General features: G+C 72.3%; 25 protein-coding genes. 18 read left to right on the top strand and 7 right to left on the bottom strand.

Going from position 1 to position 26,858, the window contains the following annotated elements; translation table 11 throughout:
• The first annotated feature begins 46 nt into the window (after window positions 1-46).
• From AB0I67_RS35290 to AB0I67_RS35280, 3 genes are read left to right on the top strand one after another with little or no spacing between them, the layout of a single operon-like run.
• Entirely contained in the window at window positions 47-1,300 is a 1,254-nt protein-coding gene (locus tag AB0I67_RS35290; RefSeq protein WP_357932849.1) for an extracellular solute-binding protein, read from the top strand.
• Window positions 1,297-2,175 (top strand): sugar ABC transporter permease, encoded by an 879-nt coding sequence (locus AB0I67_RS35285; protein WP_357932846.1) that lies wholly within the window; start codon window positions 1,297-1,299, stop codon window positions 2,173-2,175. Before AB0I67_RS35290 ends, AB0I67_RS35285 begins: the two co-directional genes overlap by 4 nt.
• Window positions 2,172-2,990, top strand: a complete 819-nt coding sequence (locus tag AB0I67_RS35280; RefSeq protein ID WP_357932844.1) for a carbohydrate ABC transporter permease — start codon at window positions 2,172-2,174, stop codon at window positions 2,988-2,990. The genes AB0I67_RS35285 and AB0I67_RS35280 overlap by 4 nt, the downstream gene beginning before the upstream one ends.
• 3 nt (window positions 2,991-2,993) lie before the next feature.
• Here AB0I67_RS35280 and AB0I67_RS35275 read toward each other — a convergent pair whose 3' ends face one another.
• Window positions 2,994-4,817 carry a M48 family metallopeptidase gene (locus tag AB0I67_RS35275; RefSeq protein ID WP_357932841.1) on the bottom strand — a complete coding sequence of 608 codons (1,824 nt, stop codon included), beginning with the start codon at window positions 4,815-4,817 and terminating at the stop codon, window positions 2,994-2,996.
• 102 nt (window positions 4,818-4,919) lie between these two features.
• Here AB0I67_RS35275 and AB0I67_RS35270 point away from each other — a divergent pair, with 102 nt between their 5' ends.
• Window positions 4,920-5,825 carry a hypothetical protein gene (locus AB0I67_RS35270; protein ID WP_357932839.1) on the top strand — a complete coding sequence of 302 codons (906 nt, stop codon included), beginning with the start codon at window positions 4,920-4,922 and terminating at the stop codon, window positions 5,823-5,825.
• A gap of 94 nt (window positions 5,826-5,919) precedes the next feature.
• Here AB0I67_RS35270 and AB0I67_RS35265 read toward each other — a convergent pair whose 3' ends face one another.
• Window positions 5,920-6,855, bottom strand: coding sequence for a BadF/BadG/BcrA/BcrD ATPase family protein (locus tag AB0I67_RS35265; protein WP_357932836.1), 936 nt, complete (start codon window positions 6,853-6,855; stop codon window positions 5,920-5,922).
• 80 nt (window positions 6,856-6,935) lie between these two features.
• On the opposite strand from AB0I67_RS35265, the gene AB0I67_RS35260 reads away from it, so the two are divergent.
• From AB0I67_RS35260 to AB0I67_RS35245, 4 genes are read left to right on the top strand one after another with little or no spacing between them, the layout of a single operon-like run.
• On the top strand, window positions 6,936-7,802 hold the full coding sequence (locus tag AB0I67_RS35260; protein ID WP_357932833.1) for a MurR/RpiR family transcriptional regulator: 867 nt from the start codon (window positions 6,936-6,938) through the stop codon (window positions 7,800-7,802).
• A 7-nt stretch (window positions 7,803-7,809) separates the two neighbouring features.
• Window positions 7,810-9,177, top strand: coding sequence for an N-acetylglucosamine/diacetylchitobiose ABC transporter substrate-binding protein (gene ngcE / locus AB0I67_RS35255; protein ID WP_357932830.1), 1,368 nt, complete (start codon window positions 7,810-7,812; stop codon window positions 9,175-9,177).
• Window positions 9,174-10,070: a sugar ABC transporter permease gene (locus AB0I67_RS35250; protein WP_357932827.1), complete on the top strand. Its 897-nt coding sequence runs from the start codon at window positions 9,174-9,176 to the stop codon at window positions 10,068-10,070. Before ngcE ends, AB0I67_RS35250 begins: the two co-directional genes overlap by 4 nt.
• The gene (locus AB0I67_RS35245) at window positions 10,070-10,915 is read left to right on the top strand and encodes a carbohydrate ABC transporter permease (protein ID WP_357932824.1); all 846 of its coding nucleotides are present in this window, start codon (window positions 10,070-10,072) and stop codon (window positions 10,913-10,915) included. Before AB0I67_RS35250 ends, AB0I67_RS35245 begins: the two co-directional genes overlap by 1 nt.
• Here AB0I67_RS35245 and AB0I67_RS35240 read toward each other — a convergent pair.
• Entirely contained in the window at window positions 10,908-11,750 is an 843-nt protein-coding gene (locus AB0I67_RS35240; RefSeq protein ID WP_357932821.1) for a LysR family transcriptional regulator, read from the bottom strand. The genes AB0I67_RS35245 and AB0I67_RS35240 overlap by 8 nt on opposite strands.
• A 72-nt stretch (window positions 11,751-11,822) precedes the next feature.
• Between AB0I67_RS35240 and AB0I67_RS35235 the strand changes: the two genes are divergently transcribed.
• Entirely contained in the window at window positions 11,823-12,482 is a 660-nt protein-coding gene (locus AB0I67_RS35235) for a type 1 glutamine amidotransferase domain-containing protein (protein WP_357932818.1), read from the top strand.
• Window positions 12,483-12,545: 63 nt separating this feature from the next.
• Here the strand turns inward: AB0I67_RS35235 and AB0I67_RS35230 are convergent, their stop codons facing one another.
• The gene (locus AB0I67_RS35230; RefSeq protein WP_357932816.1) at window positions 12,546-12,920 is read right to left on the bottom strand and encodes a MerR family transcriptional regulator; all 375 of its coding nucleotides are present in this window, start codon (window positions 12,918-12,920) and stop codon (window positions 12,546-12,548) included.
• Window positions 12,921-12,975: 55 nt separating this feature from the next.
• On the opposite strand from AB0I67_RS35230, the gene AB0I67_RS35225 reads away from it, so the two are divergent.
• Window positions 12,976-14,034: an aldo/keto reductase gene (locus tag AB0I67_RS35225; protein ID WP_357932814.1), complete on the top strand. Its 1,059-nt coding sequence runs from the start codon at window positions 12,976-12,978 to the stop codon at window positions 14,032-14,034.
• 52 nt (window positions 14,035-14,086) lie between these two features.
• Window positions 14,087-14,653: a GNAT family protein gene (locus tag AB0I67_RS35220; protein WP_357932811.1), complete on the top strand. Its 567-nt coding sequence runs from the start codon at window positions 14,087-14,089 to the stop codon at window positions 14,651-14,653.
• Here AB0I67_RS35220 and metE read toward each other — a convergent pair.
• Window positions 14,619-16,865: a 5-methyltetrahydropteroyltriglutamate--homocysteine S-methyltransferase gene (metE, locus tag AB0I67_RS35215; protein ID WP_357932809.1), complete on the bottom strand. Its 2,247-nt coding sequence runs from the start codon at window positions 16,863-16,865 to the stop codon at window positions 14,619-14,621. The genes AB0I67_RS35220 and metE overlap by 35 nt on opposite strands.
• A gap of 85 nt (window positions 16,866-16,950) precedes the next feature.
• Here metE and AB0I67_RS35210 point away from each other — a divergent pair, with 85 nt between their 5' ends.
• Complete coding sequence (locus AB0I67_RS35210; RefSeq protein ID WP_357932983.1) at window positions 16,951-17,790, top strand: LysR family transcriptional regulator; 840 nt, start codon at window positions 16,951-16,953, stop codon at window positions 17,788-17,790.
• 119 nt (window positions 17,791-17,909) lie between these two features.
• Window positions 17,910-19,070 carry an MFS transporter gene (locus AB0I67_RS35205; RefSeq protein ID WP_357932981.1) on the top strand — a complete coding sequence of 387 codons (1,161 nt, stop codon included), beginning with the start codon at window positions 17,910-17,912 and terminating at the stop codon, window positions 19,068-19,070.
• Here AB0I67_RS35205 and AB0I67_RS35200 read toward each other — a convergent pair.
• A complete protein-coding gene (locus AB0I67_RS35200) occupies window positions 19,042-19,728 on the bottom strand; it encodes a DNA alkylation repair protein (RefSeq protein ID WP_357932806.1) in 687 nt (228 codons plus the stop codon). The genes AB0I67_RS35205 and AB0I67_RS35200 overlap by 29 nt on opposite strands.
• Window positions 19,725-20,396: a TetR/AcrR family transcriptional regulator gene (locus tag AB0I67_RS35195; RefSeq protein WP_357932803.1), complete on the bottom strand. Its 672-nt coding sequence runs from the start codon at window positions 20,394-20,396 to the stop codon at window positions 19,725-19,727. Before AB0I67_RS35195 ends, AB0I67_RS35200 begins: the two co-directional genes overlap by 4 nt.
• A gap of 75 nt (window positions 20,397-20,471) precedes the next feature.
• Here AB0I67_RS35195 and AB0I67_RS35190 point away from each other — a divergent pair, with 75 nt between their 5' ends.
• From AB0I67_RS35190 to AB0I67_RS35170, 5 genes are all read left to right on the top strand, one after another.
• Complete coding sequence (locus tag AB0I67_RS35190) at window positions 20,472-21,623, top strand: acetyl-CoA C-acetyltransferase (RefSeq protein WP_357932800.1); 1,152 nt, start codon at window positions 20,472-20,474, stop codon at window positions 21,621-21,623.
• Between the two features lie 32 nt (window positions 21,624-21,655).
• Window positions 21,656-22,147, top strand: a complete 492-nt coding sequence (locus AB0I67_RS35185; protein ID WP_357932797.1) for a hypothetical protein — start codon at window positions 21,656-21,658, stop codon at window positions 22,145-22,147.
• Between the two features lie 9 nt (window positions 22,148-22,156).
• Window positions 22,157-23,464 carry an alkaline phosphatase D family protein gene (locus AB0I67_RS35180; protein ID WP_357932794.1) on the top strand — a complete coding sequence of 436 codons (1,308 nt, stop codon included), beginning with the start codon at window positions 22,157-22,159 and terminating at the stop codon, window positions 23,462-23,464.
• Between the two features lie 45 nt (window positions 23,465-23,509).
• Window positions 23,510-24,994 carry a glycoside hydrolase family 3 N-terminal domain-containing protein gene (locus AB0I67_RS35175; protein WP_357932792.1) on the top strand — a complete coding sequence of 495 codons (1,485 nt, stop codon included), beginning with the start codon at window positions 23,510-23,512 and terminating at the stop codon, window positions 24,992-24,994.
• 130 nt (window positions 24,995-25,124) lie between these two features.
• Complete coding sequence (locus tag AB0I67_RS35170) at window positions 25,125-26,852, top strand: amidohydrolase (RefSeq protein ID WP_357932790.1); 1,728 nt, start codon at window positions 25,125-25,127, stop codon at window positions 26,850-26,852.
• The last annotated feature ends 6 nt before the right edge of the window (window positions 26,853-26,858 follow it).

Genomic DNA, 26,858 nt, shown 5'->3' with positions numbered 1-26,858 from the left:
GCAGCCGGGCCACCACCCAGCTCACCGCCCCCCACGGAGCTTCGCCATGCCCAGAAACCTGTTGAAGATCGCGCTGGCTCTGCCTCTTCTGGCCGCCTGCGGCACCGCCCAGCAACCCGCCGCCTCCTCCGCCCCGTCCGCCGCGCCGGCCAAGCTGGTCGTGTGGATCATGGACGGCAGCGTCACCAAGGACCTGCTCGCCTCCTTCGAGAAGGACTACGAGACCGCGCACCCCGGCATCGACCTCGACCTGCAGATCCAGGCGTGGGACGGCATCGGCGAGCGGGTCACCGCCGCCCTGGCCAGCACCGACGCCCCCGACGTGATCGAGGTCGGCAACACCCAGGTCGCCCAGTACTCCGCCAGCGGCGGCGTCCGCGACCTCACGAGCAAGGTCGCCGACCTCGGGGGCGCCGACTGGCTGCCTGGCCTCGCCCAGCCGGGCAACATCGACGGCAAGCAGTACGGCATCCCCTGGTACGCCGCCAACCGGGTGGTCGTCTACAACAAGGAGCTCTGGGGCGACACCCCGGTGCCGAAGACCCGCGCGGAGTGGCTGGCCGCCACCGCCAAGCTCAACAAGGGCGGCAACCAGGGCATCTACCTGACCGGCCAGACCTGGTACGCGCTGGCCGGCTTCATCTGGGACGAGGGCGGCGACCTGGCCGTCAAGCGGGGCGAGAGCTGGGCCGGCGCGCTCGACACCCCCGAGGCGCTGGCCGGGATGGCCTTCTACCGCGAGCTCCAGGCGCTCGGGAAGGGCCCCAAGGACGCCGACGAGGCCAACCCGCCCCAGCACGAGGTCTTCGCCCAGGGCAAGGTGGCGCAGATCATCGCGGTGCCGGGCATCGCCGCCCGGGTGCTGGAGGTCGAGCCCGGGATGAAGGACAAGATCGGATATTTCACCATCCCGGGGAAGACGGCCGACAAGCCGGGCGCGGTGTTCACCGGCGGCTCCGACCTGATCATCCCCGAGGCCTCCCGGCACCCCGAGGCCGCCTACGAGGTGGTCAAGGCGCTGGCCGGGGAGAAGTTCCAGACCGACCTGGCCAAGGCGATGAGCTTCGTGCCCAACCGCACCTCCCTGGCCGGCGTGCTGGCCGGTGACGAGGGCACCGCCGCGATGGCGGCCGGCGCGGCCAACGGCCGGGCCACCCCCAACACCCCGGCCTGGGCCGCCGTCGAGGCCACCGCGGTGATCAAGCAGTACATGACCGCGGTCCTCACCGGCGGCGACCCGGCCGCCGAGGCGGCGAAGGTCTCCAAGACCATCACCGAGACCCTCAACAGCGGCTCGTGAGCACCAGGCGGGCGAACCTCTGGCCCTACCTGCTCATCGCGCCGGCCGTCGCCGCGGGCGTCTTCCTCCTGCTCTATCCGCTGCTCAAGGCCGCCGTCCTGTCCGTCCAGCACTTCCGGATGGGCGAGCTGATCCGCGGCGGCGCCGAGTTCGTCGGACTCGCGAACTACCGCGAGCTGCTGGCCAAGACGGAGTTCTGGGAGGTGCTGCTGCGCACGGCGGTGTGGACCGTGATCAACGTGGGGCTGATCGTGGCCCTGGGCACGGGCGTGGGGCTGATGCTGGCCAGGCTGGGACGACGCGCGCGGCTGCTGCTGATGTCCGCGCTCGCCCTGGCCTGGGCCACCCCGGTGATCGCCGCGACGACGATCTTCCAGTGGCTGTTCCAGTCGGAGCTCGGCATCGTCAACTGGCTGCTCGGCACCCGCGGCTTCGCCTGGTTCGCCGACCCGGTGGCCACCTTCGCGGTGCTGGTGGTGCTGGTCGTGTGGCAGTCGATCCCGTTCGTCGCACTGACGCTCTACGCCGGGCTCACCACGATCCCGGCCGAGCTGTACGAGTCGGCCAGGATCGACGGCGGCACCAGCCGGCAGATCTTCTGGAAGATCACCTTCCCCGTCCTGCGGCCGCTGTTCGCGCTGATCACCTCGCTGGAGGTGATCTGGGTGGCCAAGTGCTTCCCGCAGATCTGGGTGCTCAGCCAGGGCGGCCCGGACGGCGCCACCACCACGCTGCCCGTCTACGCCTTCAAGGTGGCGCGGGTGCTGCACCGCTACGACCTCGGCTCGGCGGTGGCCATGCTCACCGTCCTCGTCCTCGCCGCCGCGCTGGTCGCCAACCTGCGGCGGATGCTCAGGCAGGAGGCGGCCCAGTGAGAAGGGTCCTGCTCAACACCGCCGCGGCGGCCACCTTCGTGGTGATGATCTTCCCGGTCTACTGGATGGTCAGCACCGCCTTCAAGCCGACCAAGGAGATCCAGGCCGAGACGCCGTCGCTGCTGCCGCTGCGCCCGACGCTCCAGCACTTCGAGACCGCCATGGCCGCCGACGGCTTCTGGCGCTTCTGGGCCAACAGCCTGCTGGTCACCGCGGGAGCCGTCCTGCTCGCGCTGGTCGTGGCGTTGCTGGCCGCCTTCGCGGTCTCGCGGATGCGCTGGCGCGGCCGGGGGCCGTTCATCGTCGCGGTGTTCGCCGCGCAGATGGCGCCCTGGGAGGCGTTGCTGGTGCCGATGTTCATCATCGCCCGCGACACCGGGCTGCTGGACTCGCTGCTGATGCTCACCGGCGTCTACTTCATGATCACGTTGCCGTTCACCGTGGTGACCCTGCGCGGCTTCCTCGCCGCCATCCCCGCCGAGCTGGAGGAGGCCGCGCTGGTCGACGGCTGCACCCGGGCGGAGGCCTTCCGCCGGATCGTCTTCCCGCTGCTCGCGCCGGGGCTGATGGCGACCTCGCTGTTCGGCTTCATCACCGCGTGGAACGAGTTCGCCTTCGTCAACGTGCTGATCATCAAGGACGAGGCCAACCGCACGCTGCCGGTCTGGCTGTCCTCCTTCCGCGACGTCTTCGGCACCGACTGGGGCGCCACCATGGCCGCGGCGACCCTGTTCGCCCTGCCGGCGCTGGTGCTCTTCCTCTTCCTGCAGCGCCGGGTGGGGGTGGGCATGACCGCGGGCGCGGTCAAGGGCTGAGGCTCAGCCGATGCCGCGCAGGATGCCGAGGAAGACGTCGCGGCTGTCCTTGGCCAGGAACTCGCTGGCCATGCGCTCCTGCACCGCCAGCACCTGCCCGTCGTGCAGCCGCAGCGTGGCCTTGACCGGCACCTCGCGCTCGACCGTGGCCTGCGCGATCTCCTCGTAGGGCAGGAAGCGGTGGGCGGCGGCCAGTTCCTCGGCCTCGGACGCGGCGACCAGGGCCTGCAGCCGCCGCGTGCCCTTGTCCGACTTGCCGGGGTCGGGGATGAGGACGAGCCCGGAGCTGAGCGCGACGACGTCGTACTCGGCCCCGTCGATCTTGAAGTTGGCCAGCCCGGCCACGATCGCCGACCCGAGCGCCCCGGCCCGGCCGGCGACCATCGTCGCCGCCGCCGGGTCGATGCCGTTCTCGGCCAGCCAGGCCCGCGCGTCGGCCAGCCCGTCGCCGACCGCCGCCTCGGCCACCTTGGCCAGGATCTCGCGCACGTCCGGCTTCAGTACGGCGGGGCCGGACCACGAGTGCTCCCATCCGGTGACGCGAGACCGGACCGCGGCCAGCAGGAGCAACGTCTCCAGCGGCTCGGCGAACCGGCCCCCGACCTCGCGCCGGGTGGCGGTGGGGAAGAGCGGCTGCGCGATCTCGGCCAGCCGCCCCGCCTCGATCAGGTCGAGCACGTCGGCCAGCGAGAGCCGCTCGGCCCCGGTGACCCGGCGGATGCTGCGGAAGATCGTGTCGGCGTCGTCCTGCAGGTCGGCGGCGAGCGCGGCGGCGGTGAACTGCGGCCAGGGCAGGACCGTGCGGCCGTCCAGGTCCAGCACCTGCGCCTGCAGGGCCCGCCCGGCCCCGGCCAGGTCCGGCAGCAGCCGGGTGGCGGGCCGCTCGTCCACCTCGACCTGCGGCTCGGGCAGCGCGGCGAGGGCGGCGATCCGGACCGGCATCGGGGGATGGGTGTCCCAGAGCGAGCCGTCCTCCTCCTCCGGGGGCGCGGCGCGCAGTTCGGCGAGCTCGCTCTCCCGGGCCTTGACGAAGGCGGCGAAACCGGCGAACAGGTCGTCGGGGGCGTAGCCGTGCTGCCAACCCAGGGTGAGGTAGGCGTGCTGGAAGAACGACCACGCGGCGTCCAGCACCGGGATCTCCAGTAGCGCGCTGCGTGCCGCCTGCGGGCCGGCCAGCCGTACCGATGCCTCGTCCGCCTGGAACTCCTGGCGGCGGGAGACGGCGTTGTCGGCGAGCAGGTAGAGCCGGGCGTAGCCCTTGAAGACCCAGCCGGCCACGTTGTACGGGCCGATGCGCGCCAGCGTGCCGCCGATGGCCAGGCGGCCGCGGTAGGCGACCGCGCCCAGGCGGGTGTGGCTGTTGGAGTAGTGGCCGAGCTCGTGCGCGAGGACCGCGCGGAGCTGGGCGACGGTGAAGGTGTGCAGCAGCGGCAGCCCCACGTACAGGTGCCGCTCCCCGCCCACCAGGCCGAACAGCCGGGTGTCCTCGGTGACGGCGGCGTTGGCGTCGGGGATCAGGTGGATCCGGTCCGGCGGCCGGGTGCCCACCGCGGCGGCCAGCTCCCGGACGGTCTGCCACAACTCGGGCGCCTGCTCCGGGCCGACCGGCAGGCCCTCGGGACGGCTGGGCCTGGTGCGCAGCGCCTGCCACAGCGCGCCGCCCACGCCGCCGACCACGGCGAGGCCGATCGGCCAGGTGAGCTTGACGGCGATGATCCCGGTCGTGGCCGAGGCCAGCCACATGGCGAGGGCGACGGCGCCGCCGAGCATGGCCACGGCCACGAGGAGGAAGCCGGCGAGAAGGGCGAGAGAAACGGCGGCACGCATGAGGGGGTCCGTTCGTCCGCATAAATGGCGAAATTTCAGCGCTTGAAGCTACAACGCGCTTGATAGGTTGTGCACCCGAAATTGCCGACTGGGGGTATTCCGATGGCATTCTGGAAGAAGAAATTAAAGATCGATCCGCTGGGCGGCGACCCCAACGCGGTCCTGCTCGCCGAGGCGATGTCCAAGCAGGACGTGGCGGCGGTACGCGAGCTGTTCGCCTCCGTGCACCACCCCGACGACCGCGCCTACTACGCCGGGATCTGCGCCGAGGTGCCGGGCGTCCAGGACTGGATCGACGGCTGGATCGCCGCGGAGCCGCGCTCCACGCTGCCCTTGCTGCTCAAGGGCGTGCACGGGGTGCGCCACGCGTGGGAGGCGCGTGGCGCGGCCACCGCCGAGCACACCGCCATGGAGCAGTTCCGCGAGTTCCACCGCCGGCTGAAGATCGCCGAGGACTGCCTGGACGAGGTGGTCGAGCGCGACCCGGACGACACCACGGCCTGGGCCGCGCTGGTCACCTCGGCGCGGGGGCGCCAGGTCGGCGCGGCGGAAGCCCAGCGGCGTTTCCAGGGGGTGATCTCGCGCTTTCCCGAGCACCGTGAGGCGCACGAGCAGATGTTGCAGTACAAATGCGGCAAATGGTTCGGGAGTGAGGAGGAGATGTTCGCCTTCGCGCGCAGCGCTCCCGATTCGCTCGCGCATCTGGTCGCGGTCGCGCACATCGAGTCCTGGCTGGGCGGGGACGACGGCGGGGCGCTGGAGAGCGAGGAGGTCCGGGCCGAGCTGCGGGCGGCCGAGGGGCGGGCGGCGGGGGCCAGGCGTGATCCGGGGTGGGGGACCGTGGACAACACCTTCGCCATGGCTTTCGGGCTGGCCGACGAGTGGACCGCGGCGAAGGCGCGCTTCGAGATGATCGGTGATCGGGTGACCGAGTGGCCTTGGCTGTATCTGGGGGACGCGGAGCGGAAGTTCGAGCAGTTCAGGAAGCGGGCCAACCGGCTCGGCTGAACCAGGGGAGGCCGCCGCCCAGGGTGACCCGCCGCCTTGGTGTCCCCCTCGGTATCCCCGCCTTCGTGTCCGGGTGGGTCCCTTTTTCGGGCGGTCAGCCGCGGGTGAAGGGGGCGTGGGGGGCGGTGGGGTCGAGGAGCCGGGCCGCCGTCCAGGCCGCCGCGCCCGCGCCGTCCCGCGCGGTCTCCACCCGCTCGGCCAGCTCCCCGAGCCGCTCCAGTACGGCCCGCCGTACCGGACCCTCGTTGGTCAGCACGCTCCCGGCCAGCACGATCGGCCCGCCCCGGTGCACCCGGCCGACCGTCGCGACCAGCTCGCGCGCCGCCTCCTCGACGATCGCCGTGGCCGCCCGGTCGCCGTTCTCGGCGGCCTTGCCGACCAGCCGGGAGACCGCGGCCAGCCGCATGTGGTCGGCCTGCGCCAGCCGCACGATCCGGTCGGCCCGCAACCGGGCGGTGGGCCAGGACTCCTCACCGAGGAAGTGCGCGCAGACCAGGGCGACCAGCTCGCCCTCGGGCTCGTCGCGGTCGAGCGCCTCGACGGCGGCCTTGGCTCCGGCGCGGCCGATCCAGAAGCCGGACCCGGCGTCGCCGAGCAGCCAGCCGAGCCCGTCGGCGATGGCCTCGACCTCGTGGCCGGCGAAACGCGCGGCCACCGCGCCGGTGCCGGACAGCAGCAGCGAGCCGTCGGGGCTGCCGGTGCCGGCCGCGTAGGCGATGGGCACGTCCTTGACCATCGTGGGCGCGATCGGCAGCCCGGTGGCGCGCCACAGGTCGGCCAGGGCCTGGGCGAAGGCGGGGGACTGGCCGGCGACTCCGGCCACCGAGCCGCGCACCGCGCCCGGGTCGAGGTCGCCGAGCGCGATCGTGAGCGCCTCGCGGACCGCGCCGGCCGCCTTGTCCACGCCGTGCGCCGAGGGGTTGCCGGGGCCGGCGGTGCCGTACCCCAGCCTGGTGCCGTCCAGGGCGTGCACGGCGACCCGGGTGGAGGTGGCACCGGCGTCCACGCCGACGACGAACGGTTTTGTCACGGACCGATTCTGGGTCTTGACGTGACCGACTTGCAAGAATAATTTTCGCCGCAAGGTTGGTTGTTCGGAAGGAAATTTCCGTGACCCCTGGTGCGCTGGGCCGGATCGAGACCGAACTCCCCGGACTTCCGGAGGCGCTGCGCCGTGTCGGCGAGGCGGTCCTGGAGGATCCGGCCGAGGCCGCGCGCTCCACGATCATCGCGCTCGCCGAGCGGGCGGGCAGTTCCCCGGCCACCGTCACCAGGTTCTGCCGCGCCTTCGGCTTCACCGGCTACGCCGACCTGCGGGTCGCCCTCGCCACCGAGACCGGCCGGGCCGCGCAGGCCGGGTGGGGCGCGGGCATGGGCCACGAGATCGGGCCCGACGACCCGCTCGCCGACGCCATCGAGGTGATGGCCGCCGCCGACGCCCGGCTGATCCAGGACACCGCCGCCCAGCTCGACCCGGCCGTCGTCGCCAAGGTCGCCGAGGCCGTCATCGCCGCCCGCGCCGTGCTCCTCGTCGGCGTCTCCACCAGCAGCGACGTCGCCCGGATGCTGGAGGGCAGGCTGCGCCGCATCGGGCTGCCCTGCTGGAGCACCGGCGACGCCCACCAGGCGCTGTCGGAGGCCGCGCTGCTCGGCGAGGGCGACGTGGCGATCGGCATCAGCCACCGGGGCCGCACCCGCGAGGTGATCGAGGCGCTGGCCGAGGCGGGCAGCCAGGGCGCCACCACGGTCGCGGTGACCTCCTTCGCCCGCTCCCCGCTGGCCGAGCTCGCCGACCTGCTGCTGACCACCGCCTCCCGCGAGACGACCTTCCGGCTGGGCGGGCTGGCGGCGGTGCACTCCCAGCTCTTCGTCCTCGACGCCGTCTACGTCGCTGCGGCCCAGCGCACCTTCGAGCGCACCAACCGCGCCTTCGAACGCACCATCCGAGCAGTGGAGAGTCACCGAATCGAGAGGTAGCCCCCAGATGCCCGTCACCCGACGTGAGTTGCTCCGCGCCGCAGCCCTCATCCCCGCCGCGGGGGCCCTGGCCGCCTGCGCCACCCCCGCGGCGCAGCAGACCCCGGCGGCCAGCGCCCCGGGCGCGGCCAAGTCGCTGGAAGTGTGGATCTTCGACGGCGGCTTCGGCCACCAGTACGCCACCGACATCCACCAGCCGCTGTTCAAGAGCAAGTTCCCCGACGTGCAGGTCAAGCACAACTTCACCAAGGAGATCACCAAGGTCCTGCAGCCGCGCTTCGCCGGCGGCAACCCACCGGACGTCATCGACAACTCCGGAGCCAACGCCATGGACTTCGGCGCGCTGGCGCAGGACGGCCAGCTCCTCGACCTGACCCCGCTGCTGGAGATGCCGAGCTGGGACGACCAGGCGGTGAAGGTGCGCGACACGCTCGACCCGGCGGTGATCGACATCGGCACCTACGACGGCAAGTTCTCCGTCCTCGGCTACGTCAACTACATCTTCGGCATCTGGTACTCGCAGAAGGCCTTCACCGACAACGGCTGGCAGGTGCCCAAGACCTGGGAGGAGTTCCTCCAGCTCTGCGAGACGATCAAGAAGTCCGGCAAGATGGCGCCCTTCACCTACGCCGGCAAGCACGCCCAGTACCTCTACGAGACCCTGCTGACCATGGCCGCCAAGATCGGCGGCAACGAGGTCCTGGTGAACATCGACAACCTGGAGGACGGCGCCTGGAAGGCCCCGGCCATGCTGGAGTCGGCCACCCGCTGGGCCGAGGTCGGCGCCAAGTACCTGATGGAGGGCACCGCCGGCCTCGACCACGTGCAGACCCAGACCGCCCAGAACAAGTACCAGGTGGCGATGCTGCCCTCCGGCTCCTGGCTGGAGAACGAGCAGAAGTCCACCACCCCGCCCGACTTCGCCTACGGCATGTTCCCCGTCCCCGACGTCACCGGCTCCGACAAGATGCCGTACGGCACGCTCCACACCCAGCCCGGCGAGAACTACATCGTCCCCGCCAAGGCGGCCAACACCCAGGGCGGCGTGGAGTACCTACGCGCGATGCTCTCCAAGAAGGCGGCCGGCGACTTCAGCAAGATGGTCGCCACGGTCTCGGTGGTCAAGGGGGCGGGCGAGGGCCTGGACCTGTCGCCCGGCGTCAAGAGCGCCTCGGCCGCCTTCGCCGCCGCCGGGACCAACACCGTCTACTACCGCTGGCAGTCGTGGTACCTGCAGCTCAAGGACGAGGCGGTCGCCGCCACCGGCCAGCTCATGAGCGGCGGCATCACCCCGGAGAAGTACCTGGAGCGCATCCAGGCCAAGGCCGACGAGCTCAAGAAGGACTCGGCGATCAAGAAGTTCCGCCGCACATGAGGCGTCGGCTGTTCATCTTCTCCTTCCTGGTCACCCCGGTGACCCTCTACCTGGTCTACGTCATCGCGCCGTACGCCCAGGCGTTCTACATCTCGATGACGAACTGGCGGGGGGTCAGCGCCAACCCGCAGTTCATCGGGCTGGAGAACTTCCGCCGCCTGCTGGACGACACCGTCTTCTGGAAGGCGGCCCTGCACAACGGCCTGCTGCTGCTCCTGCTGCCGCTCATCACCATCGCCATCGCGCTGGTCTTCGCCTTCCTGCTGAACGTCGGCGGGAAGGCCGGGGTGGGCGGCGTGTGGGGGTCGAAGGTCTACCGGGTGCTGTTCTTCTTCCCGCAGGTCCTGGCGGTGACCATCGTCGCCGTGCTGTTCGCCCAGGTCTTCCGACCGGACGCGGGCGGCATGATCAACGGGCCGCTGATGGAGCTGGGCCTGCGGCCGGTCGGCTTCCTGTCCAACCCGTCCATCGCGCTGTGGTCGGTGCTGGGCGTGCTGATCTGGCAGGCGGTCGGCTTCTACGTGGTGCTCTTCTCCGCCGGGCTGGCCTCGGTGCCGCGCGAGCTGTTCGAGGCGGCGCAGATCGACGGGGCCGGGCGGGTGGCGCTGTTCTTCCGCATCACGCTGCCGCTGCTGCGCGACACCGTGCAGGTGGCGTGGGTCTACCTCGGCATCCTGGCGCTGGACGCGTTCGCCATCGTCTGGGTGATGACCGACCAGCACGGCGGGCCCGACTTCTCCACCACGGTGATGGCCGCGGAGATCTACCGCAACGCCTTCCAGTACTTCCGCTTCGGTTACGCCTCGGCGCTGGGTGTGGTGATGTTCTTCTTCGTCCTCGGCTTCGCCGTACTGTCGCTGCGGTTGTCGCGGCGGGAACGGATCGAGTTCTGATGCGGCGCACACCCTGGTCGATCCTGTCGCACCTGGCCCTGGCGGTGTGGGCGCTGCTGGTGATCATCCCGCTGATCTGGACCTTCCTGGCCTCGGTCAAGAGCGAGGACGAGATCTTCGGCGACGCCTGGTCGCTGCCGGCCACGCTGCGCTGGGACAACTTCGCCCGGGCCTGGGAGCAGGCGCAGATCGGGCAGTACATGCTCAACAGCGTGATCGTCGTCTTCTTCGGCGTCGCGGGCACGATGGTGCTCGGGGCGATGGCCGCCTACGTCCTGGCGCGCTATCCCTTCCGCGGCAACCGGGCGATCTACCTGCTGTTCGTGTCGGGGCTCGCGTTCCCGATCTACCTGGCGCTGACGCCGCTCTTCTTCGTGGTGCAGAACCTCGGGCAGTGGGTGCCGTTCATCGGGCTGAACACGCACGCGGGGCTGGTGCTGGTCTACATCGCCTACTCGCTGCCGTTCACGATCTTCTTCCTGGCCGCCTTCTTCCGCAGCCTGCCCACGGCCGTGGCCGAGGCGGCGATGGTGGACGGGGCCTCGCACACCCGGATCTTCTTCCAGATCATGCTCCCGATGGCGCGGCCCGGCCTGGTCAGCATCACCATCTTCAACGTGCTCGGGCAGTGGAACCAGTACCAGAAGCCGCTGGTGCTGCTCCAGGACCGCGACAAGTGGGTGCTGACCCAGGGCATCGCCGACATCTCCACCGCGGCCGGCTACGACCAGGACTGGTCGGCGTTGTTCGCCGCGCTGACCCTGGCCATCCTGCCGATGCTGGTCATCTACACGATCTTCCAGCGGCAGATCCAGTCCGGGCTCACCGCGGGGGCGCTCAAGTGACGTCGCGCAGCGAGGTCAGGAGGAAGTCGAAGGCGCGCGCCACCGCCGGGTCGGCGCGCGCACCCGAACGGATGGCCAGGTAGCCGGTGTTGATCGGCGCGAGCTCCGGCTCACGCACGGCCACCAGGCGCCCGGCGGCGAGATCCTCGCGGCACAGGTAGGAGGGCAGCACCGACACCCCGAGCCCGGCCCGTACGGCGTTGCGCACCCCGCGCAGGTCGGGCACCACGAGCGCGGCCGACATCGACGGCCGGGTCCCGAACAGCGTGCGCCAGTAGCGCCGGATGATCGGCAGGTCCTCCGCGTAGGCGATCAGCGGCCCGTCCTCGTGCCCCGGCGCGGCGACGAGCACGAACTCCTCGTCGTAGAGCGGCTCGGCCCGCACCCCGCGCAGCCGGGGCCGGATCGTGGAGACGACCAGGTCGAGCCGCCCGGCCGCCAGCCGCCCCAGCAGGTCGTCGGTCAGGCCGAAGACCAGGCGCAGCCGGATGCCCTCCGCGAGCAGCGGGCCCAGCCTCGGCACCAGCACCTCCGAGCACAGCTCGGCCGGGCCGCCGAGCAGCACGGTCCGGCCGGCCGGCAACTCGCCGCCGATCACCTCGCCGAGGGTGTCCAGGGCTCCGCCCACCCGCCGCGCCAGCTCGTCGGCCGCGGCCGTCGGCGCGACGCCGCGCGGCAGCCGGTCGAACAGCGGCCGGTCGAGAGCCGCCTCCAGGGCCTTGACCTGGGCGGTCACCGCGGGCTGCGACAGCCCGAGCGTCTCGGCCGCCGCCGTGATCGAGCCGGTCCGGTACACCGCCAGGAAGCTGCGCAGCAGGTCAAGCGAAAGGGTCATATCAGAATTCTGATGGCAGACCCGGCCTCGCGCTATTGGCGGCCCATGGCGGGCGAGGGGCATCATCGAGGCATGAGCAAGCGCATCCTGATCGTTCTGACCAGCCACGACGACCTGGGCGGCGAGCGGCCGACCGGGTTCTACGTCTCCGAGGCCGCCCACCCGTGGGAGGTCTTCCGCAAGGCCGGCTACCAGGTGGACGTGGCCAGCGTCGCCGGCGGCGAGGCGCCCCAGGACGGCTTCGACGCCGACGACCCCGTCCAGCGGGAGTTCGTCGAGACCTTCGACCTGAGCGCCACCGCGCGGGTGGCCGACCTCGACCCGGCCGCCTACGACGCGGTCTTCTACGCCGGAGGCCACGGCACCATGTGGGACTTCCCGTCCGACCCCGGCGTCGCCCGGGCGGGGCGCGAGGTCTACGAGAACGGAGGCGTGGTCGCCGCCGTCTGCCACGGGCCGGCGGCGCTGGTGGACCTCACGCTGTCCGACGGGAGCCACCTGGTGGCGGGCAAGCGGGTGGCCGGGTTCACCAACGCCGAGGAGGCGGCCGTGGGGCTGACCGAGGTCGTGCCGTTCCTGCTCGCCGACCGGCTCACCGCCGCGGGCGCCACGCACGTGCCGGGGCCGGACTTCCAGCCGCAGGTCGTGGTGGACGGCCGGCTGGCCACCGGCCAGAACCCGCAGAGCGCCGGCGCCCTGGCCGAAGAGGTCGTCACCCTCCTGGGCCGCTGACCCCGCTTCAGGAGGGCCGTTTCAGGAGGGCCGTTTCAGGAGGGCCGTTTCAGGAGGGCAGGGTCAGCCGAGGCTGCAGCCGGACAGGCGGCCCTCGTAGACGCCGACCTTCCTCGAGATCAGGTCGAGGCACGCCGAGAGCTCCCCGATCTGCTCGCGCACCCGCTCCTGGTGCTCGCGCAGCAGGTCGAGGCGCTCGGCCTCGTTGCCGTGGCCCTGCCGTACCAGCTCGTTGTAGCGCCGGATCGCCGGCAACGGCATGCCCGAGGCCCGCAGCCGGATGCAGACCTGGAGCCAGTCGAGATCCTCGTCGTCGTAGACCCGGCGCCCGCCCGCGTCGCGCACGACCGGGCTGAACAGGCCCTCCTTCTCGTAGAAGCGGAGCGTGTGCACGCTCAGCCCGGTGCGCTCGGCGACCTGCCCGATGCTCAGACCCATGGATCCTCTCCCCGGAGTTGACCTAGAGCCGACTCTAGCTCCTAGGGTCGCGGGCATGACAATGCGCTACAGAACGCTTGGCGGAACGGGCATCGAGGTCAGCGTGCACTGCCTCGGCGCCATGATGTTCGGCGCGGTCGGCAACTCCGACCACGAGGACGCCGTCCGCATCATCCACACCGCCCTCGACCACGGGGTGAACTTCGTCGACACCGCCGACATGTACTCCCAGGGCGAGTCCGAGGTGATCGTCGGCAAGGCGCTCAAGGGCCGCAGGGACGAGGTCGTGCTGGCCACCAAGGTGCACTTCCAGATGGGCGAGGGCCCCAACCGCGGCGGCAACTCGCGGCGCTGGATCGTGCGCGAGGTCGAGGAGAGCCTGCGCCGGCTGGACACCGACTGGATCGACCTCTACCAGATCCACCGGCCCGACCCCACCACCGACATCGAGGAGACGCTCGCCGTCCTCACCGATCTGGTACGGCAGGGCAAGATCCGGGCCTTCGGCTGCTCGACCTTCCCCGCCGAGGACATCGTCGAGGCCTACCACGTGGCCGAGCGACGCGGCCTCTACCGCTTCCGCACCGAGCAGCCGCCGTACTCCATCCTGGCGCGCGGCATCGAGAAGGACATCCTGCCCACCGCCCAGCGGCTCGGCATGGGCGTGCTCACCTGGAGCCCGCTCGGCTCCGGGTTCCTCACCGGCCGCTACCGCAAGGGCCGGCCGCTCGACCTCAGCACCGGCCGCCCGACGATCGTGCCGTTCCGCTTCGACCCGGACAACCCGCTCACCGCGGCCAAGCTGGAGATCGTCGAGCAGCTCGTCGAACTGGCCGACGAGATCGGCTGCACCCTGCCCGAACTCGCCGTCGCCTTCGCCGCCGCCCACCCGGCCGTGACCTCGGTCATCACCGGCCCGCGCACGATGGAGCAGCTCCAGAGCCTGCTCAAGGGCGCCTCGCTGGTTCTCGACGACGCGGCGCTCGACCGTATCGACGAGATCGTGCCGCCGGGCACCGACATCTACCCGCCCGACGGCGCCTGGCAGCGCCCCGCCCTCAAGGACCCCGCCCAGCGCCGCCGCCCCCTGTCCACCCGCGCCGCCCAGGACTGACCGCGCTTTAAACCAGTTGGGCCGCCCGCCCCCCGGGTGCTTGGGTGTGCCCATGACCTCCGCCTGGACGGGACACCTGGTCCGGCTCCGCGCCGCCGAGCCCGAGGACTGGACGGCCTTCGCCGCCTACGCCGAGTACACCGACGACGAGCGCAACGGCTGGCGGCTGGCCCCGCCGGTCTCCGCCGAGCGGACCAGGCGGCGGATGCAGGAACTCGCCGAGACCGATCCCGATCTGGACGTCTTCGAGCTGGTCATCGCCACGCTCGCGGACAACACCCCGGTCGGCACGGTCAACACGACCTCGGTGGAGCCCGAGCACGGGCTGTTCTCCTACGGGGTCGGGGTGGGGCGGCCGCACCAGCGGAAGGGGTATGCGGCCGACGCCATCGTCGTGCTCCTGCGGTACATGTTCGGCGAGCGGCGCTTCCAGAAGTGCGACGTGCGGGTGTACGGGGTCAACGAGGGTTCCCAGGCCCTGCACAGGCGGCTCGGCTTCGTGGAGGAGGGCCGCCTGCGCAGGTCGAGGTACGCCGGGGGGCGCTACGACGACATCCTGCTGTTCGGGATCACCGTCGAGGAGTTCAGCGCCCGGCACGGGCTCGCCGGGCCACGGTGACCAGGGTGGTCAGCGCGGCTTCGACCTGGGGGTAGGTGCGGGTCTTCAGCCCGCAGTCGGGGTTGATCCACAGCCGCCCGGCCGGCACGCGCTCCAGGGCGGCCTCGACCAGGGCCTCGACCTCGGCCTCGGACGGGACGCGCGGGGAGTGGATGTCGTAGACGCCCGGCCCCAGGCCCCGGGTGAAGCCGGCCACGCCGTCCAGGATGCGGGCCCCCGAGCGGGCCGACTCGATGGTGGTCACGTCGGCGTCGAGGCCGTCGACGGCGGCCAGGATCTGGTCGGCGTCGGAGTAGCACAGGTGGGTGTGGATCTGGGTGCGGTCGGCGGCGACGGCGGTGGCCCGGCGGTAGGCGCCCACCGCCCAGGCGAGGTAGTCCTGCTGGGCCGCCGCGCGCAGCGGGAGGAGCTCGCGCAGGGCGGGCTCGTCCACCTGGATGATCGAGACGCCGGCGTCCTGCAGGTCGGCCACCTCGCCGGCGAGCGCCTCGGCCACCTGGTGGGTCACCTCGCGCAACGGCAGGTCGGTCCGGACGAACGACCAGGCCACGATGGTGACCGGGCCGGTCAGCATGCCCTTCACCGGCCGCTCGGTGAGCGACTGCGCGTAGCGCGCCCAGCGGACGGTGATCGGCCGGGGGCGGGCCACGTCGCCGTGGATGATCGGCGGGCGGGTGCAGCGCGAGCCGTACGACTGGACCCAGCCGTTGCGGGTGACGGCGAAGCCGTCGAGGTGTTCGGCGAAGTACTGGACCATGTCGTTGCGTTCGGGCTCGCCGTGGACCAGCACGTCCAGGCCGAGGCGTTCCTGCACCCGGATGGCATGCTCGATCTCGCGCTCGACCAGGGCGTCGTAGTCGGCGTCGGTGAGCGTCCCGGCGGACAGGGCGGCGCGGGCGGCGCGCAGCTCGCCGGTCTGCGGGAAGGAGCCGATCGTGGTGGTGGCCAGCGGCGGCAGCCCGAGGTGCGCCTCCTGCGCCGCCGCCCGCACGGCGTACGGCGAGCGCGCGGGCGCACCGTCCACCGTGGAAGCGGGGGAGGCGGTGGAAGCGGGGGAGGTGGGGGACGCGGTGGAAGCGGGGGAAGCGGCGGAGGTGGTCGAAGTGGTGGAGGTGGGGGACCCGGGGGCCGGGCTGCCTGCGGGGGCGGGGCCGGGCACCGTGGGCGGGTTGTCGCCGGTGGCCAGCAGGCGGGCCAGCTCGACCACCTCGCCCACCTTCTCCTCGGCGAACGCCAGCCGCGCCCGCAACCCGGGCGCGAGCCCGTCCTCCCCGGCCAGGCTGTAGGGCACGTGCTGCAACGAGCACGACGTGCTCACCACCACCTGCCCCGCCCGTACGGCCCGCAGCACGCCGAGCGCCCGAGCGGGATCGGTCCGCCACACCTCACGCCCCGACACCACCCCGGCCAGCACCACCTTCCCCGGCAGCTCCGGCGGCACGGCCCCGCGCACCAGGTCGAGCGCCAGCCCCTCGACCGGGCTCGCCGCCAGCACGGGCAGCGCCTCGCCCAGGTCCCCGAAGTAGGCGGCCACCAGCAAAGCCGGCCGCGCCGGAACGGATCCGAGCCGGTCGTAGGCCACCCGCACCGCCTCCAGCTCGGCCGGGCTGCGGTCGGCCACCAGGGCGGGCTCGTCGAACTGCACCCACGCCACCCCTTCGGCGGCCAGCTCGGCCAGCAGCTCCTCGTAGCAGCCGAGCACCTCCTCCAGCCGCTCCAGCGCCCCGGCCAGCAGCAGGAAGGTCACCGGCCCCAGCACCACCGGCCGGGTCTCGAAGCCCAGCGCCCGCGCCTCGCGCACCTCGCCCAGCACCTTGGCCGAGTCCAGCTTGAAGGCCGGCCCGAGCTCGGGCACGAGGTAGTGGTAGTTGGTGTCGAACCACTTGGTCATCCGCAGCGGCGCGAGCCCGTCGGTGCCGCGGGCCATCGCGAAGTACGGGTCCTCGGCCTCCCGGTAGCGCTCCGGCACCGCGCCGAGCAGCACGGCGGTGTCGAGCACCTGGTCGTAGAGGGAGAAGGTGCCGGACGGCAGCCCTTCCAAGCCGAGCTCGGCCAGCCGCCGCCAGGTCGCCGCGCGCAGCTCCGCGCCGGTCGCCTCCAGGTCGGCGCGGGTCGTGCGGCCCGCCCAGTAGGACTCCAGCGCCCGCTTCAGCTCGCGGTCCGGGCCGATCCGCGGATAGCCCAGCACTGTCGAAGACGGAAAAGTCGGCATGAGAAACCCCCAGGGGACGATCGGTCGGTCGCCCGGCATCCTCTGCTGTCCCGGCGCGGTGGTGCATCATCTATTCGTGCTGCTTATGCTTCGCGAGCTGCAGTGCTTCGTCCGGGTGGCCGAGGCGCGCAGCTTCTCCCGTGCCGCCGCCGACCTGGGCCTGTCCCAGCCGGCCGTCAGCCAGGCGGTCACCCGGCTGGAGAAGGCGACGCGGCTGCGGCTGCTGGAGCGCAACGCCCGCGCGGTGCGGCTGACACCCCAGGGCAGGACGCTCCTGGAGCACGCCCTTCAGGTGCTCGCCGCCATGGACTCCTTCGAGGCCGAGGCCGAGCGGCTGGCCCGGCCGGTCATCCATCTGGCTTATCCACCCCTCGCCGGGCCGCTCGCCGCCCGGGCCGCCCGCCGGTTGGCCGGCCGTACCCCGCCGGTGACGGTCGAGCTGCGCCTGGCGGGCCGCGCGGCCGCCGCGGCCGCGCTGGAGGCGGGGGAGGTCTCCGCCGCCCTGATGGCCGTGCCGGCCCCGGCCGGCTTCGTGACCGGCGCGCGCTTCCACGTCGCCCTCGACCGCCTCGCCAGGCCCGCCCACCCGGGCCGCGGCGCCAGGGACGTGCTGCTGGTGCCGCGCAACCGCCCGGTCGGCGGGGCGTGGGCGGCGGTGGCGGCCCGGTGGGGCGGGCGGCACCGCGTGGTCGCCGACGACCTCGACGACTTCGCCGCCGCGCTCGACCTGGTGGCGGCGGGCGCGGGCGTGCTGCCGGTGCCGCAGCTCCTCACCCGCACGATCCGGCGCGACGACGTGGAGTTCGTCCCGCTCGACCCGCCCGACCTGCGCCTCACCTACGGTCTCGCCTGGTCCGCCGACCGCCCGGCGGCCGAGCTCATGGCGCTGGTCCAGGCGGTCCAGGACTCCCTGTGGACCAGGTGACACGACCAGGTGACAGGACCAGGTGACTGGCCCGCGCGAAATCCGCTCGCCTCGCCGCGAAAGGGTCGTCTAGGCTGAGGCGCATGAGACGCCGACATTGATCCACACCTGAACATCGGCTGACGCGCCGGCTCTACGCCTACGCGTTCCTCGAGGACTTCATCCTCGTCTACCCGGTCTACGCGCTGCTGTTCGCGGCGCACGGCCTGTCGCCCGGCGAGATCTCCTCGCTGCTGGTGATCTGGTCGGTCACCGGGTTCGTGCTCGAACTGCCCTCGGGCGTGTGGGCGGACCTGTTCTCCCGCCGCAAGCTGATGGCCCTGTCGCCGCTGCTGGCCGGGGCCGGTTACGCGCTGTGGACCTTCCTGCCGAGCTATCCCGCCTTCGCCGTGGGCTTCGTGCTGTGGGGCGCGGCCGGGGCGGTGCGGTCGGGGGCCTGGGAGGCGCTCGTCTACGAGGAGCTCGCCCGGCTCGGCGCTGAAGACTCCTATGCCCGGGTGATCGGCCGCGCCGAGGTGGCGAGCACGGTCGCGATCATGCTCGCCTCCGCGCTGGCCGCGCCGGTGCTGCAGGCGGGCGGCTACGTCGCGCTCGGAGTGGCCAGCGTGGTGGTCCCCCTGCTGACGGCGCTGGCCGGCTGGTCGCTGCCGGAGACGCGGGGCGAGCCGGAGGAGGAGCCGACCTTCCGGCAGGTGCTGCGCTCGGGCGTGGCACAGGTACGGCGTGGCCCGGCGGTCCGGCGGGCGCTCCTGCTGCTGGTGGCGGTGTACGGGTGCACCGGGATCGACGAGTTCCTGCCGCTGCTGGCGGTCGAGGGCGGCGCGAGCCCGGCCGGTGCGGCTCTGCTGGTCACGGTGGTGACCGCGGGGGAGACGGCGGGCGGCTGGCTGGCCGGGCGCGGCCTGCGCGCCGAACGGCCGCTCCTGATCGTGGCGGCCCTCTGCCTGGCCGGGGGTGCGGTGACGATCGGAAGGGCGACGCCAGCGCCAGGGTTCCCGGACGGGGTCGGCGGCTGGGGGACGGTGGCGGGGTTCGCGCTGGTCGCGGTGGCGTTCGGGATCTTCCGGTGGGCGGTCGTGGCCGCCGACACCAGGCTCCAGGACCGCATCGACGACACCGCCCGCGCGACGGTCACCTCGCTGTCCGGGCTGGGCACGGAGACCGTCGTGGTGCTGGTCTACGCGGGGTACGGGCTGGGCTCGGGGTGGCTGGCGTCGTGGCAGCTCTTCTGCCTGGCGGCCGTGCCGTACCTCATCCTGGGGCTGGTGCGACGTTCTTGAGCGCCTCGCGCCGGCTCAGCCCGCTGATGCCCTTGGCCTGCACGTACCGCACCACCTCGCGGGCGTTGACCTTGGCGTACTCGCGCAGCGCCCAGCCGATCGCCTTGCGGGCGAAGAAGTCGTGGTCGGACAGGCTCGGCTCGATGCAGGCGTAGAGCAGCGCGGTGTCGGTGCGGTCCTTGAACCGGTTCTGGGACAGGATCGCGGTGCGGCGCTTCCACAGGTCGCTGTCGTGCGCCCACTCCAGCATCAGCGAGCGCATCGTGTCGGGGAAGGCGGCCAGCAGCCCGCCGATGCGGTGGGTGGCGAGCTCGTCGACCACGTCCCACCAGGCGCCGGTGACGATCATCTCCTCGTACATCGGCACGGTGTAGAGCGTCTGGTAGTCGCGGTAGAGCCGGAACCCGGCCAGCTCCATCGCCGCGTAGCGCTCCTCGCGGTACTCCGCCTCGCGCCACAGCTCCAGCACCGCGCGCCGCCACTCGGGCGCGCTGTCGAGGCGGTTCGCGAGGAAGGCGGCCTTGAGCGCCACCCGCCGGGGCCCGGCCGGGACGCCGAGGAAGGGCATGTCGGACTTCATGTACGCCTGCATGGACGCCGCCCGTTCCGGCTCGGCCACCCGGCGGAGCGCGGCGCGAGCCGCCTCGACGACGCTCATGCCTGCTGGGAGGTCCGCTCGCCGGTGGCCAGGCCGTCGAAGAGCATGGTGATGTAGTGCTCGGCCAGCCCGGTGGTGTTGAGCCGCCCGCCGGGACGGAACCAGCGCACGGCGACCCAGATGGTGTCGCGGATCATGCGGTAGGTGAGCTTGGGGTCGACGTCGGGCCGGAACTGCCCGGCGGCCTGGCCGGCCTTGATCTGCTCCAGCCACATGCGCTCGACCTCTTCCTCGACCTTGACCAGGTAGTCGAAGCGGTCGCCGGGCAGGGAGCGCAGGTAGTTCCAGTCGTTCTGCATCACGGTGATGGCCGCGCGGTGCGGCTCCAGCGTGGAGAAGCCGATGCGCACCATCTCGGAGAGCACCTCGCGCGGGCTGCCCCCGGCCTCCAGCGCCCCGCGGTAGCGCCCCACCAGGTCGTCGAGGAAGGTGCTGAGCACCTCGTCGACGATGGTCTCCTTGGAGTCGAAGTGGTGGTAGAGGCTGCCGGACAGGATGCCGGCCTCGTCGGCGATCTCGCGGACGGTGGTGGCCTGGAACCCCTTGCGGGCGAACAGCTCCGCGGCGAGCTTCACGAGGTGGTCGCGACGCTCGGAGGCGGATCCGCTCGCCGGCCGCTGACGCCGGGTGGTGGTGGCCGGAGCGGTGTTCTTTCTGGTGGTGGGCACGGAACCATTATGGCCCTTGCGCAATCGCTTGTTCGCCAGGTTCGTGTTTAACCAAGCGCTTGATAGGGTTCATCCATGCGTGAGGCCTATCTCGTCGACGCGGTCCGCACCCCCGTCGGCCGCCGCGGCGGCGGCCTGTCCGCCCTGCACCCCGCCGATCTCGGCGCGCACGTGCTCACCGCGCTCATGGACCGCACCGGTCTCGACCCGGGCGCCGTGGAGGACGTGATCTTCGGCTGCGTCGACACCGTCGGCCCCCAGGCCGGCGACATCGCCCGCACCTGCTGGCTGGCCGCCGGCCTGCCCGAGCACGTGCCCGGCGTCACCGTCGACCGCCAGTGCGGCTCCGCGCAGCAGGCCGTGCACTTCGCCGCCCAGGCCGTGCTCAGCGGCACCGCCGACCTGGTCGTCGCGGGCGGCGTGCAGAGCATGAGCCTGGTCCCGATCTCCACCGCCATGCTGGCCGGCCGGGCGCTCGGCTTCGAGACGCCCTTCGCCGGTTCCAAGGGCTGGACCCAGCGGTACGGCACGCGCGAGGTCTCCCAGTTCGCCGGTGCGGAGGAGATCGCCCGCAGGTGGGGCCTCACCCGCGAGGCGATGGAGCGCTACGCCCTCGAATCGCACCGCCGCGCCCTGGCCGCGATCGACGAGGGCCGCTTCGCCGCCGAGATCGCCCCGGTCGAGGGCGTCGCCGTGGACGAGGGGCCGCGCCGCGACACCACGCCGGAGCGGATGGCCGCGCTCAAGCCGCTGCTGCCCGGCGGCCGGTTGACCGCTGCGCTCGCCTCACAGCTGTCCGACGCCGCGGCCGCCCTGCTGGTGGCCTCGCCGCAGGCCGTACGCGAGCACGGGCTGACCCCGCGCGCCCGGATCCACCACCTGTCGGCGCGCGGCGCGGACCCGATCATGATGCTCGCCGCGCCCATCCCGGCCACCGCGCACGCCCTGGCCCGCAGCGGGCTGTCCGTCGGCGAGATCGACGCCTTCGAGGTCAACGAGGCGTTCGCCAGCGTGGTGCTGGCCTGGCTCGCCGACACCGGGGCCGACCCGGCGCGGGTCAACCCCAACGGCGGCGCCATCGCCCTGGGGCACCCGCTCGGCGCGACCGGCGCCCGGCTGATGACCTCGCTCCTGGGCGAGTTGGAACGCACCGGCGGGCGCTACGGCCTGCAGACCATGTGCGAGGGCGGCGGCCAGGCCAACGTCACGATCATCGAACGGCTGTGAACTTCCGGCCGCTCAGAGGAGTCGTAACGGTCATGAAGATTCTGGGAGCGGCAGTGGTGGCCGGTGCTCTGGTGATCGGTGGTTCGGCCCCCGCGCTGGCGGCGCCGAAGTCCACGCTCGGGCCGAACGGATACGGCGCGGTCAAGCTCGGCATGACCGCCAAGAAGGCATACGCCACAGGCAAGATCGTCCTGAAGATGAAGGCCGGCGAGGGCACCTGCTCCGGCTGGGACCTCAAGGCCCACCCGACCGGCAAGGACACGGTCGGCCTGTACATCTCGAAGAAGCACGGCGTCGCCGCGATCTTCGGCTGGAAGGGCATGAAGACGCCCGAGGGCATCGGCATCGGCGCCACCCTCAAGCAGATCAAGAAGGCCTATCCCAAGCTGAAGACCGCCGCCAGCGGTTACCCGTACACGCCGGTGCCCGGCAACGCGAAGGCCTACTACTCCTTCCTGCTCGACGCCAAGGGCAAGGTCTACGAGCTGGCTCTGGGCCTGAACGCGCAGGACTGCTTCAACTAGCCTGGCCGGATGGCCGACCCCTTCACGCTGGGCGTCGCCTCGGGGGAACCGCTCCCCGACGGCGTCGTCCTCTGGACCCGATTAGCTCCCCGGCCGCTGCAGCCCGGCGGCGGCCTGCCGGCTCGGCCGGTCGCCGTCGAGTGGCAGGTCGCCGAGGACAGTCGCTTCACCAAGGTGGTCCGCTCGGGCCGCCTGCAGGCCCAGCCCGCCTGGGCCTTCAGCGTCCACGCCCGCGTCGACGGGCTGCGCCCCGGCGCGGAGTACTTCTACCGCTTCCGCGCCGGCCGGGACGTCAGCCCCACCGGACGCACCCGCACCGCCCCCGACCCGGCCTCCACCGCGCCCGTGCGCTTCGCGCTGGCCAGTTGCCAGCGCTACGAGCACGGGCTCTACCAGGCCTACCGGCATCTCGCCGCCGAGCGTCCCGACGTGGTCTTCTTCGTCGGCGACTACATCTACGAGTCGCGGCAGGCGGCCGACCCGGTACGCCCGCTGCCCGATCCGGGCGAGGCCGCCACGCTCGCCGCCTACCGGCTGCGTTACACGCGCTACAAGCTCGACAAGGACCTGCAGGCCGCGCACGCCGCCGCGCCGTGGGTGGCGACCTGGGACGATCACGAGGTCGCCGACAACTACACCGGCGCGCCGGCCTTCTTCGCCCGGCGGACCCACGCCTACCGGGCCTTCTACGAGAACATGCCGATCCGCGTCAAACCCGACGGGCACCTGCTGCAGATGTTCCGGCGCCGCAGCTACGGGCGGATCGCCGACTTCATGGTGCTCGACTCGCGCCAGTTCCGGGTGCCCGGCGACATGCTCGGCAGGGCCCAGGAGGCGTGGCTGCTCGACCGGCTCAAGGTCAGCACGATGCGGTGGAAGGTGCTCGTGCAGCCGCTCTTCTTCGCCCGCCGCCTGGTCCCCGGCAACCCGCCCAGCCTGCGGCTCGACGCCTGGGACGGCTTCCAGGCCCAGCGCGCCCGCATCCTGGCCACCCGGCCTGAGGGGCTGGTCGTGCTCAGCGGCGACGTGCACAACACCTGGGTGGGCGACCTGCTGGCCGACTTCCTCGACCCGGCCTCGGCGATCGTCGGCTCGGAGTTCGTGGCCAGCTCCGTCTCCAGCCGCCCGCCGGTCACCGACGCCCCGGCCGTGCTCGCGGCCAACCCGCATCTGCGGTTCTTCGACGGCCGCCGCGGCTATCTGTCCGGTACGGCGAGCAGCACCGACTTCCGCATCTCGGTCAAGGACGCGGTGACGGGTGCGGCCATCGCGGAGTTCGTTACAGAAGGTAGGGGAGTGCGGCGTTCTGACGTTTGAAAATGCCTCTAGCAAATAGGAAAGTTTCCTATTAGATTTCGGGTCATGCCCACGCGCGACCGCGGCCTGCTCAGGCTTGCCGACTCCGTCCTCCTGCCCGGGTTCCAAGGCACCACCCCGCCCGACTGGCTGCGTCGCCGCCTCGGCGAAGGCCTGGCCGGTGTGGTGCTCTTCTCCCGGAACATCGCCGGTTTCACCCAGGTCGCGGAGCTGACCGCGGCCATGCGCGCGGAGAATCCCGCGGTGCTGGTCGGCGTGGACGAGGAGTCGGGCGACGTCACCCGCCTGGAGGTGGCCACCGGCAGCAGCCGCCCCGGCCCCTACGCGCTCGGCGTGGTGGACGACGTGGCGCTCACCGAGGCGGTCGCCTGCGGCCTCGGCCGCGACCTGGCCGCCGTGGGCATCGGGGTCGACTTCGCCCCCTCCGCCGACGTCAACTCCAACCCCGACAACCCGGTCATCGGGCTGCGGGCCTTCGGCGCCGACCCCACCCTGGTCTCCCGGCACACCACCGCCTTCGTCCGCGGTCTGCAGGCGATGGGCGTGGCCGCCTGCGCCAAGCACTTCCCCGGCCACGGCGACACCTCCGTCGACTCCCACCACGGCGTGCCCGTGGTCGGCCCCGGCTACGAGGAGGCGCTGATCCCCTTCCGCGCCGCCATCGCCGCCGGGGTGCGCTCGGTCATGACCGGCCACCTGCTCGTGCCCCTGCTCGACCCCGGCCTGCCCGCCACGCTCAGCCCGCGCATCCTGACCGAGCTGCTGCGCGAGGAGCTCGGCTTCGACGGCATGATCATCACCGACGGCATCGAGATGGCCGCGGTCGCCGGCGTCTACGGCCTGGGCGGCGCCTCCGCGCGGGCCGTCGCGGCCGGCGCCGACGCGATCTGCGTGGGCGGCGAGCACTCCGACGAGGCCACCGCCGTCGCCGTGCGCGACGCCATCGTGGACGCGGTCGTCGAGGGCTGGCTGCCCGAGTCCCGCCTGGCCGACGCCGCCCAGCGCGTCGCCGACCTGGCCGACTGGAGCCTCGCCACCCGCCGGCCCGGCACCCCCGAGCCCTCCCGCGACGAGAGCGGCCTGGCCGCCGCCCGCCGCGCGGTCCGCGTCACCCGCCGCTCGGCCGCCCCGGTGCTGCCGATCACCACCGCGCCGCAGGTGATCGAGCTGGCCCCGGAGATGAACCTCGCCATCGACAAGAGCACCCCCTGGGGCGTCGGCGAGCCGCTGTCCAAGCTGATGCCCGGCACCACGGTGACCCGCCTGGACAACGCCGCAGGCCCGGCCATCGAGGCGCTGCTGGCCGCCACCGACGGGCGCCCGCTGGTGATCGTCGCGCGTGACGCCCACCGCTACCCGTGGCAGCTCCAGGCGCTGGAGCACCTGCTCTGCGCCCGGCCCGAGGCCGTCGTGGTCGAGATGGGCCTGCCCGAGCGGGTGGACCTCGGCGCGGTGCACATCGCCACGTACGGCTCGGCCCGCGTCTGCGGCCAGGCGGCGGCCGAAGTCATCACCGGCGTCACCGGATAGACCCGGAATCTGCGGTCACCGGGCGATATCGACTCGGAATCCGTTACAGACTGCTCCCTTGCGGCCAGGCGTCCTCACCCGGCACAGTCCTTCAGCAATCCCCCTGATGCTGGAGAGGAAGGTGTGCCCCGTGAGGCGCATCGCCGCGGCTTCCGCCGTACTCGCCCTGGCCTGCCTGGCCGTGTCCGCGCCCGCCGCGTCCGCCGGAACGGAGATCGACCCGGCGGACACCGTCTTCACCGGCGGCACCGTCTACACCGCCGCCAAGGGCGGCCTCGCCCGCGCGGTCGCGGTGGACGACGGCAAGATCGTCTACGTCGGCGACGAGAAGGGCGCCGCCGCCTACGTCGGCGAGGGCACCAAGCTCGTCCGGCTCGACGGGCGCATGGTCATGCCGGGCATCCTCGACGGCCACATCCACCTGGAGCCGGAGCTGTTCGACTGCAGCCTGGAGTACGCCGAGCTGACCGCCGCCCAGCTGCTCGAGCGGCTGCAGAAGTGCCTCGACGCCGACAAGGGCGGCGACGACGACTGGCTGACCGTCTTCCACTGGGACCTGCAGGGCATGAAGCCGGCCGGCTTCACCCCCACCCGCCGGCTCCTGGACAAGCTGAAGACCAAGCGGCCGATCTACCTGTTCTCCACCGACGGCCACAACGCCTGGGTCAACAGCCGCGCGCTCAAGCTCGCCGGGATCACCGCCAAGACCAAGAACCCGCCCAACGGCGTCATCGTCAAGGACGCCAAGGGCCGGCCCACCGGCTACCTCAAGGAGGAGGCCGGCCGCCTGATCACCAAGGTGATCCCCAAGCCCGCCGCCTCGCGGGTGCGCGCGGGCATCAAGGCCATGCTCTCGGCCGCCGTCAAGGCGGGCATCACCGGCGCCAACTCGGTCATCCTGGAGCCCTACCAGCTCCCGGTGTGGAAGGAGCTGGCCGACGCGGGCGAGGTCCCGATCAAGCTCGACGCCACCGTGCGCATCGACGCCCGGGAGTTCGCCAAGGACCCCGAGGCCGGGGTCGCCAAGCTCGCCGCGCAGGCCGAGCAGTTCGACGGGCCCAACTTCCGCATCGGCGGCGTCAAGATCTTCCTCGACGGCGTCATCGAGTACCCCGCCCAGACCGCCCTGCTGCGCAAGCCGTACGTGGGGAGCAAGAACCGGGGCACACGCTTCGTCAGCGACCGCGACCTGCGCAAGACGGTCACCGCCCTCGACGCGGCGGGCTGGCAGGTGCACCTGCACGCGCTCGGCGACGGCGCGGTGCACCAGGCGCTGAACGCCGTCGCGTACGCCCGGCGGGTCAACGGGCCCGGCAAGCCGCACTCGCTGGCGCACCTGCAGCTCGTCGACCCCGTCGACCTCAAGCGCTTCCGCCCGCTCGGGGTCATCGCCGACCTGCAGCTCCAGTGGGCCCAGCGCGACCCCTACACCGTGGACGCGGTCCGCGCCCACCTCGGCGAGTCCCGCTGGAAGCGGCAGTACCCCGCCCGCTCGTTGTGGCGGGCCGGCGCGCTGGTCGCCGGCGGCAGCGACTTCCCGGTCGACCCGCTCAACCCCTTCCGGCAGATCGAGGCCGCGATCACCCGTACCATCGACGACCCGAAGGCCTACCCGCGCTACGCCAAGCCGCTCGGCCCCGACCAGGCGCTCACCCTGGAGCAGTCGCTGCGCATGCACACCCTCAACACCGCGATCCAGCTCCGCATGCGCGGCCAGACCGGGTCCCTGGAGGTGGGCAAGCAGGCCGACCTGCTGCTGCTCGACCGCGACCTGTTCGCCGTCCCGGCCACCGCGATCAGCGACGCCCGGCCGCTGGCCGTCCTGGTCGACGGCAAGACTGTCGCAGGGGGCCTCTAACATCCT

It is taken from the genome of Nonomuraea sp. NPDC050310, from assembly GCF_040655795.1.
Classification (GTDB): Bacteria; Actinomycetota; Actinomycetes; order Streptosporangiales; family Streptosporangiaceae; genus Nonomuraea.
Note: the sequence above shows the minus strand (reverse complement) of the source record. Positions and strands in the feature narration are given on the sequence as shown.

Coding starts and splice junctions, on each gene's coding strand:
- ngcE (WP_357932830.1), top strand. CDS start 7,810: ATGCCCGTCACCCGACGTGAGTTGCTCCGCGCCGCAGCCCTCATCCCC.
- AB0I67_RS35240 (WP_357932821.1), bottom strand. CDS start 11,750: ATGACCCTTTCGCTTGACCTGCTGCGCAGCTTCCTGGCGGTGTACCGG.
- AB0I67_RS35235 (WP_357932818.1), top strand. CDS start 11,823: ATGAGCAAGCGCATCCTGATCGTTCTGACCAGCCACGACGACCTGGGC.
- AB0I67_RS35185 (WP_357932797.1), top strand. CDS start 21,656: ATGAAGATTCTGGGAGCGGCAGTGGTGGCCGGTGCTCTGGTGATCGGT.
- AB0I67_RS35175 (WP_357932792.1), top strand. CDS start 23,510: ATGCCCACGCGCGACCGCGGCCTGCTCAGGCTTGCCGACTCCGTCCTC.
- AB0I67_RS35180 (WP_357932794.1), top strand. CDS start 22,157: ATGGCCGACCCCTTCACGCTGGGCGTCGCCTCGGGGGAACCGCTCCCC.
- AB0I67_RS35220 (WP_357932811.1), top strand. CDS start 14,087: ATGACCTCCGCCTGGACGGGACACCTGGTCCGGCTCCGCGCCGCCGAG.
- AB0I67_RS35230 (WP_357932816.1), bottom strand. CDS start 12,920: ATGGGTCTGAGCATCGGGCAGGTCGCCGAGCGCACCGGGCTGAGCGTG.
- AB0I67_RS35245 (WP_357932824.1), top strand. CDS start 10,070: ATGCGGCGCACACCCTGGTCGATCCTGTCGCACCTGGCCCTGGCGGTG.
- AB0I67_RS35275 (WP_357932841.1), bottom strand. CDS start 4,817: ATGCGTGCCGCCGTTTCTCTCGCCCTTCTCGCCGGCTTCCTCCTCGTG.
- AB0I67_RS35290 (WP_357932849.1), top strand. CDS start 47: ATGCCCAGAAACCTGTTGAAGATCGCGCTGGCTCTGCCTCTTCTGGCC.
- metE (WP_357932809.1), bottom strand. CDS start 16,865: ATGCCGACTTTTCCGTCTTCGACAGTGCTGGGCTATCCGCGGATCGGC.
- AB0I67_RS35270 (WP_357932839.1), top strand. CDS start 4,920: ATGGCATTCTGGAAGAAGAAATTAAAGATCGATCCGCTGGGCGGCGAC.
- AB0I67_RS35200 (WP_357932806.1), bottom strand. CDS start 19,728: ATGAGCGTCGTCGAGGCGGCTCGCGCCGCGCTCCGCCGGGTGGCCGAG.
- AB0I67_RS35250 (WP_357932827.1), top strand. CDS start 9,174: ATGAGGCGTCGGCTGTTCATCTTCTCCTTCCTGGTCACCCCGGTGACC.
- AB0I67_RS35225 (WP_357932814.1), top strand. CDS start 12,976: ATGACAATGCGCTACAGAACGCTTGGCGGAACGGGCATCGAGGTCAGC.
- AB0I67_RS35210 (WP_357932983.1), top strand. CDS start 16,951: ATGCTTCGCGAGCTGCAGTGCTTCGTCCGGGTGGCCGAGGCGCGCAGC.
- AB0I67_RS35190 (WP_357932800.1), top strand. CDS start 20,472: ATGCGTGAGGCCTATCTCGTCGACGCGGTCCGCACCCCCGTCGGCCGC.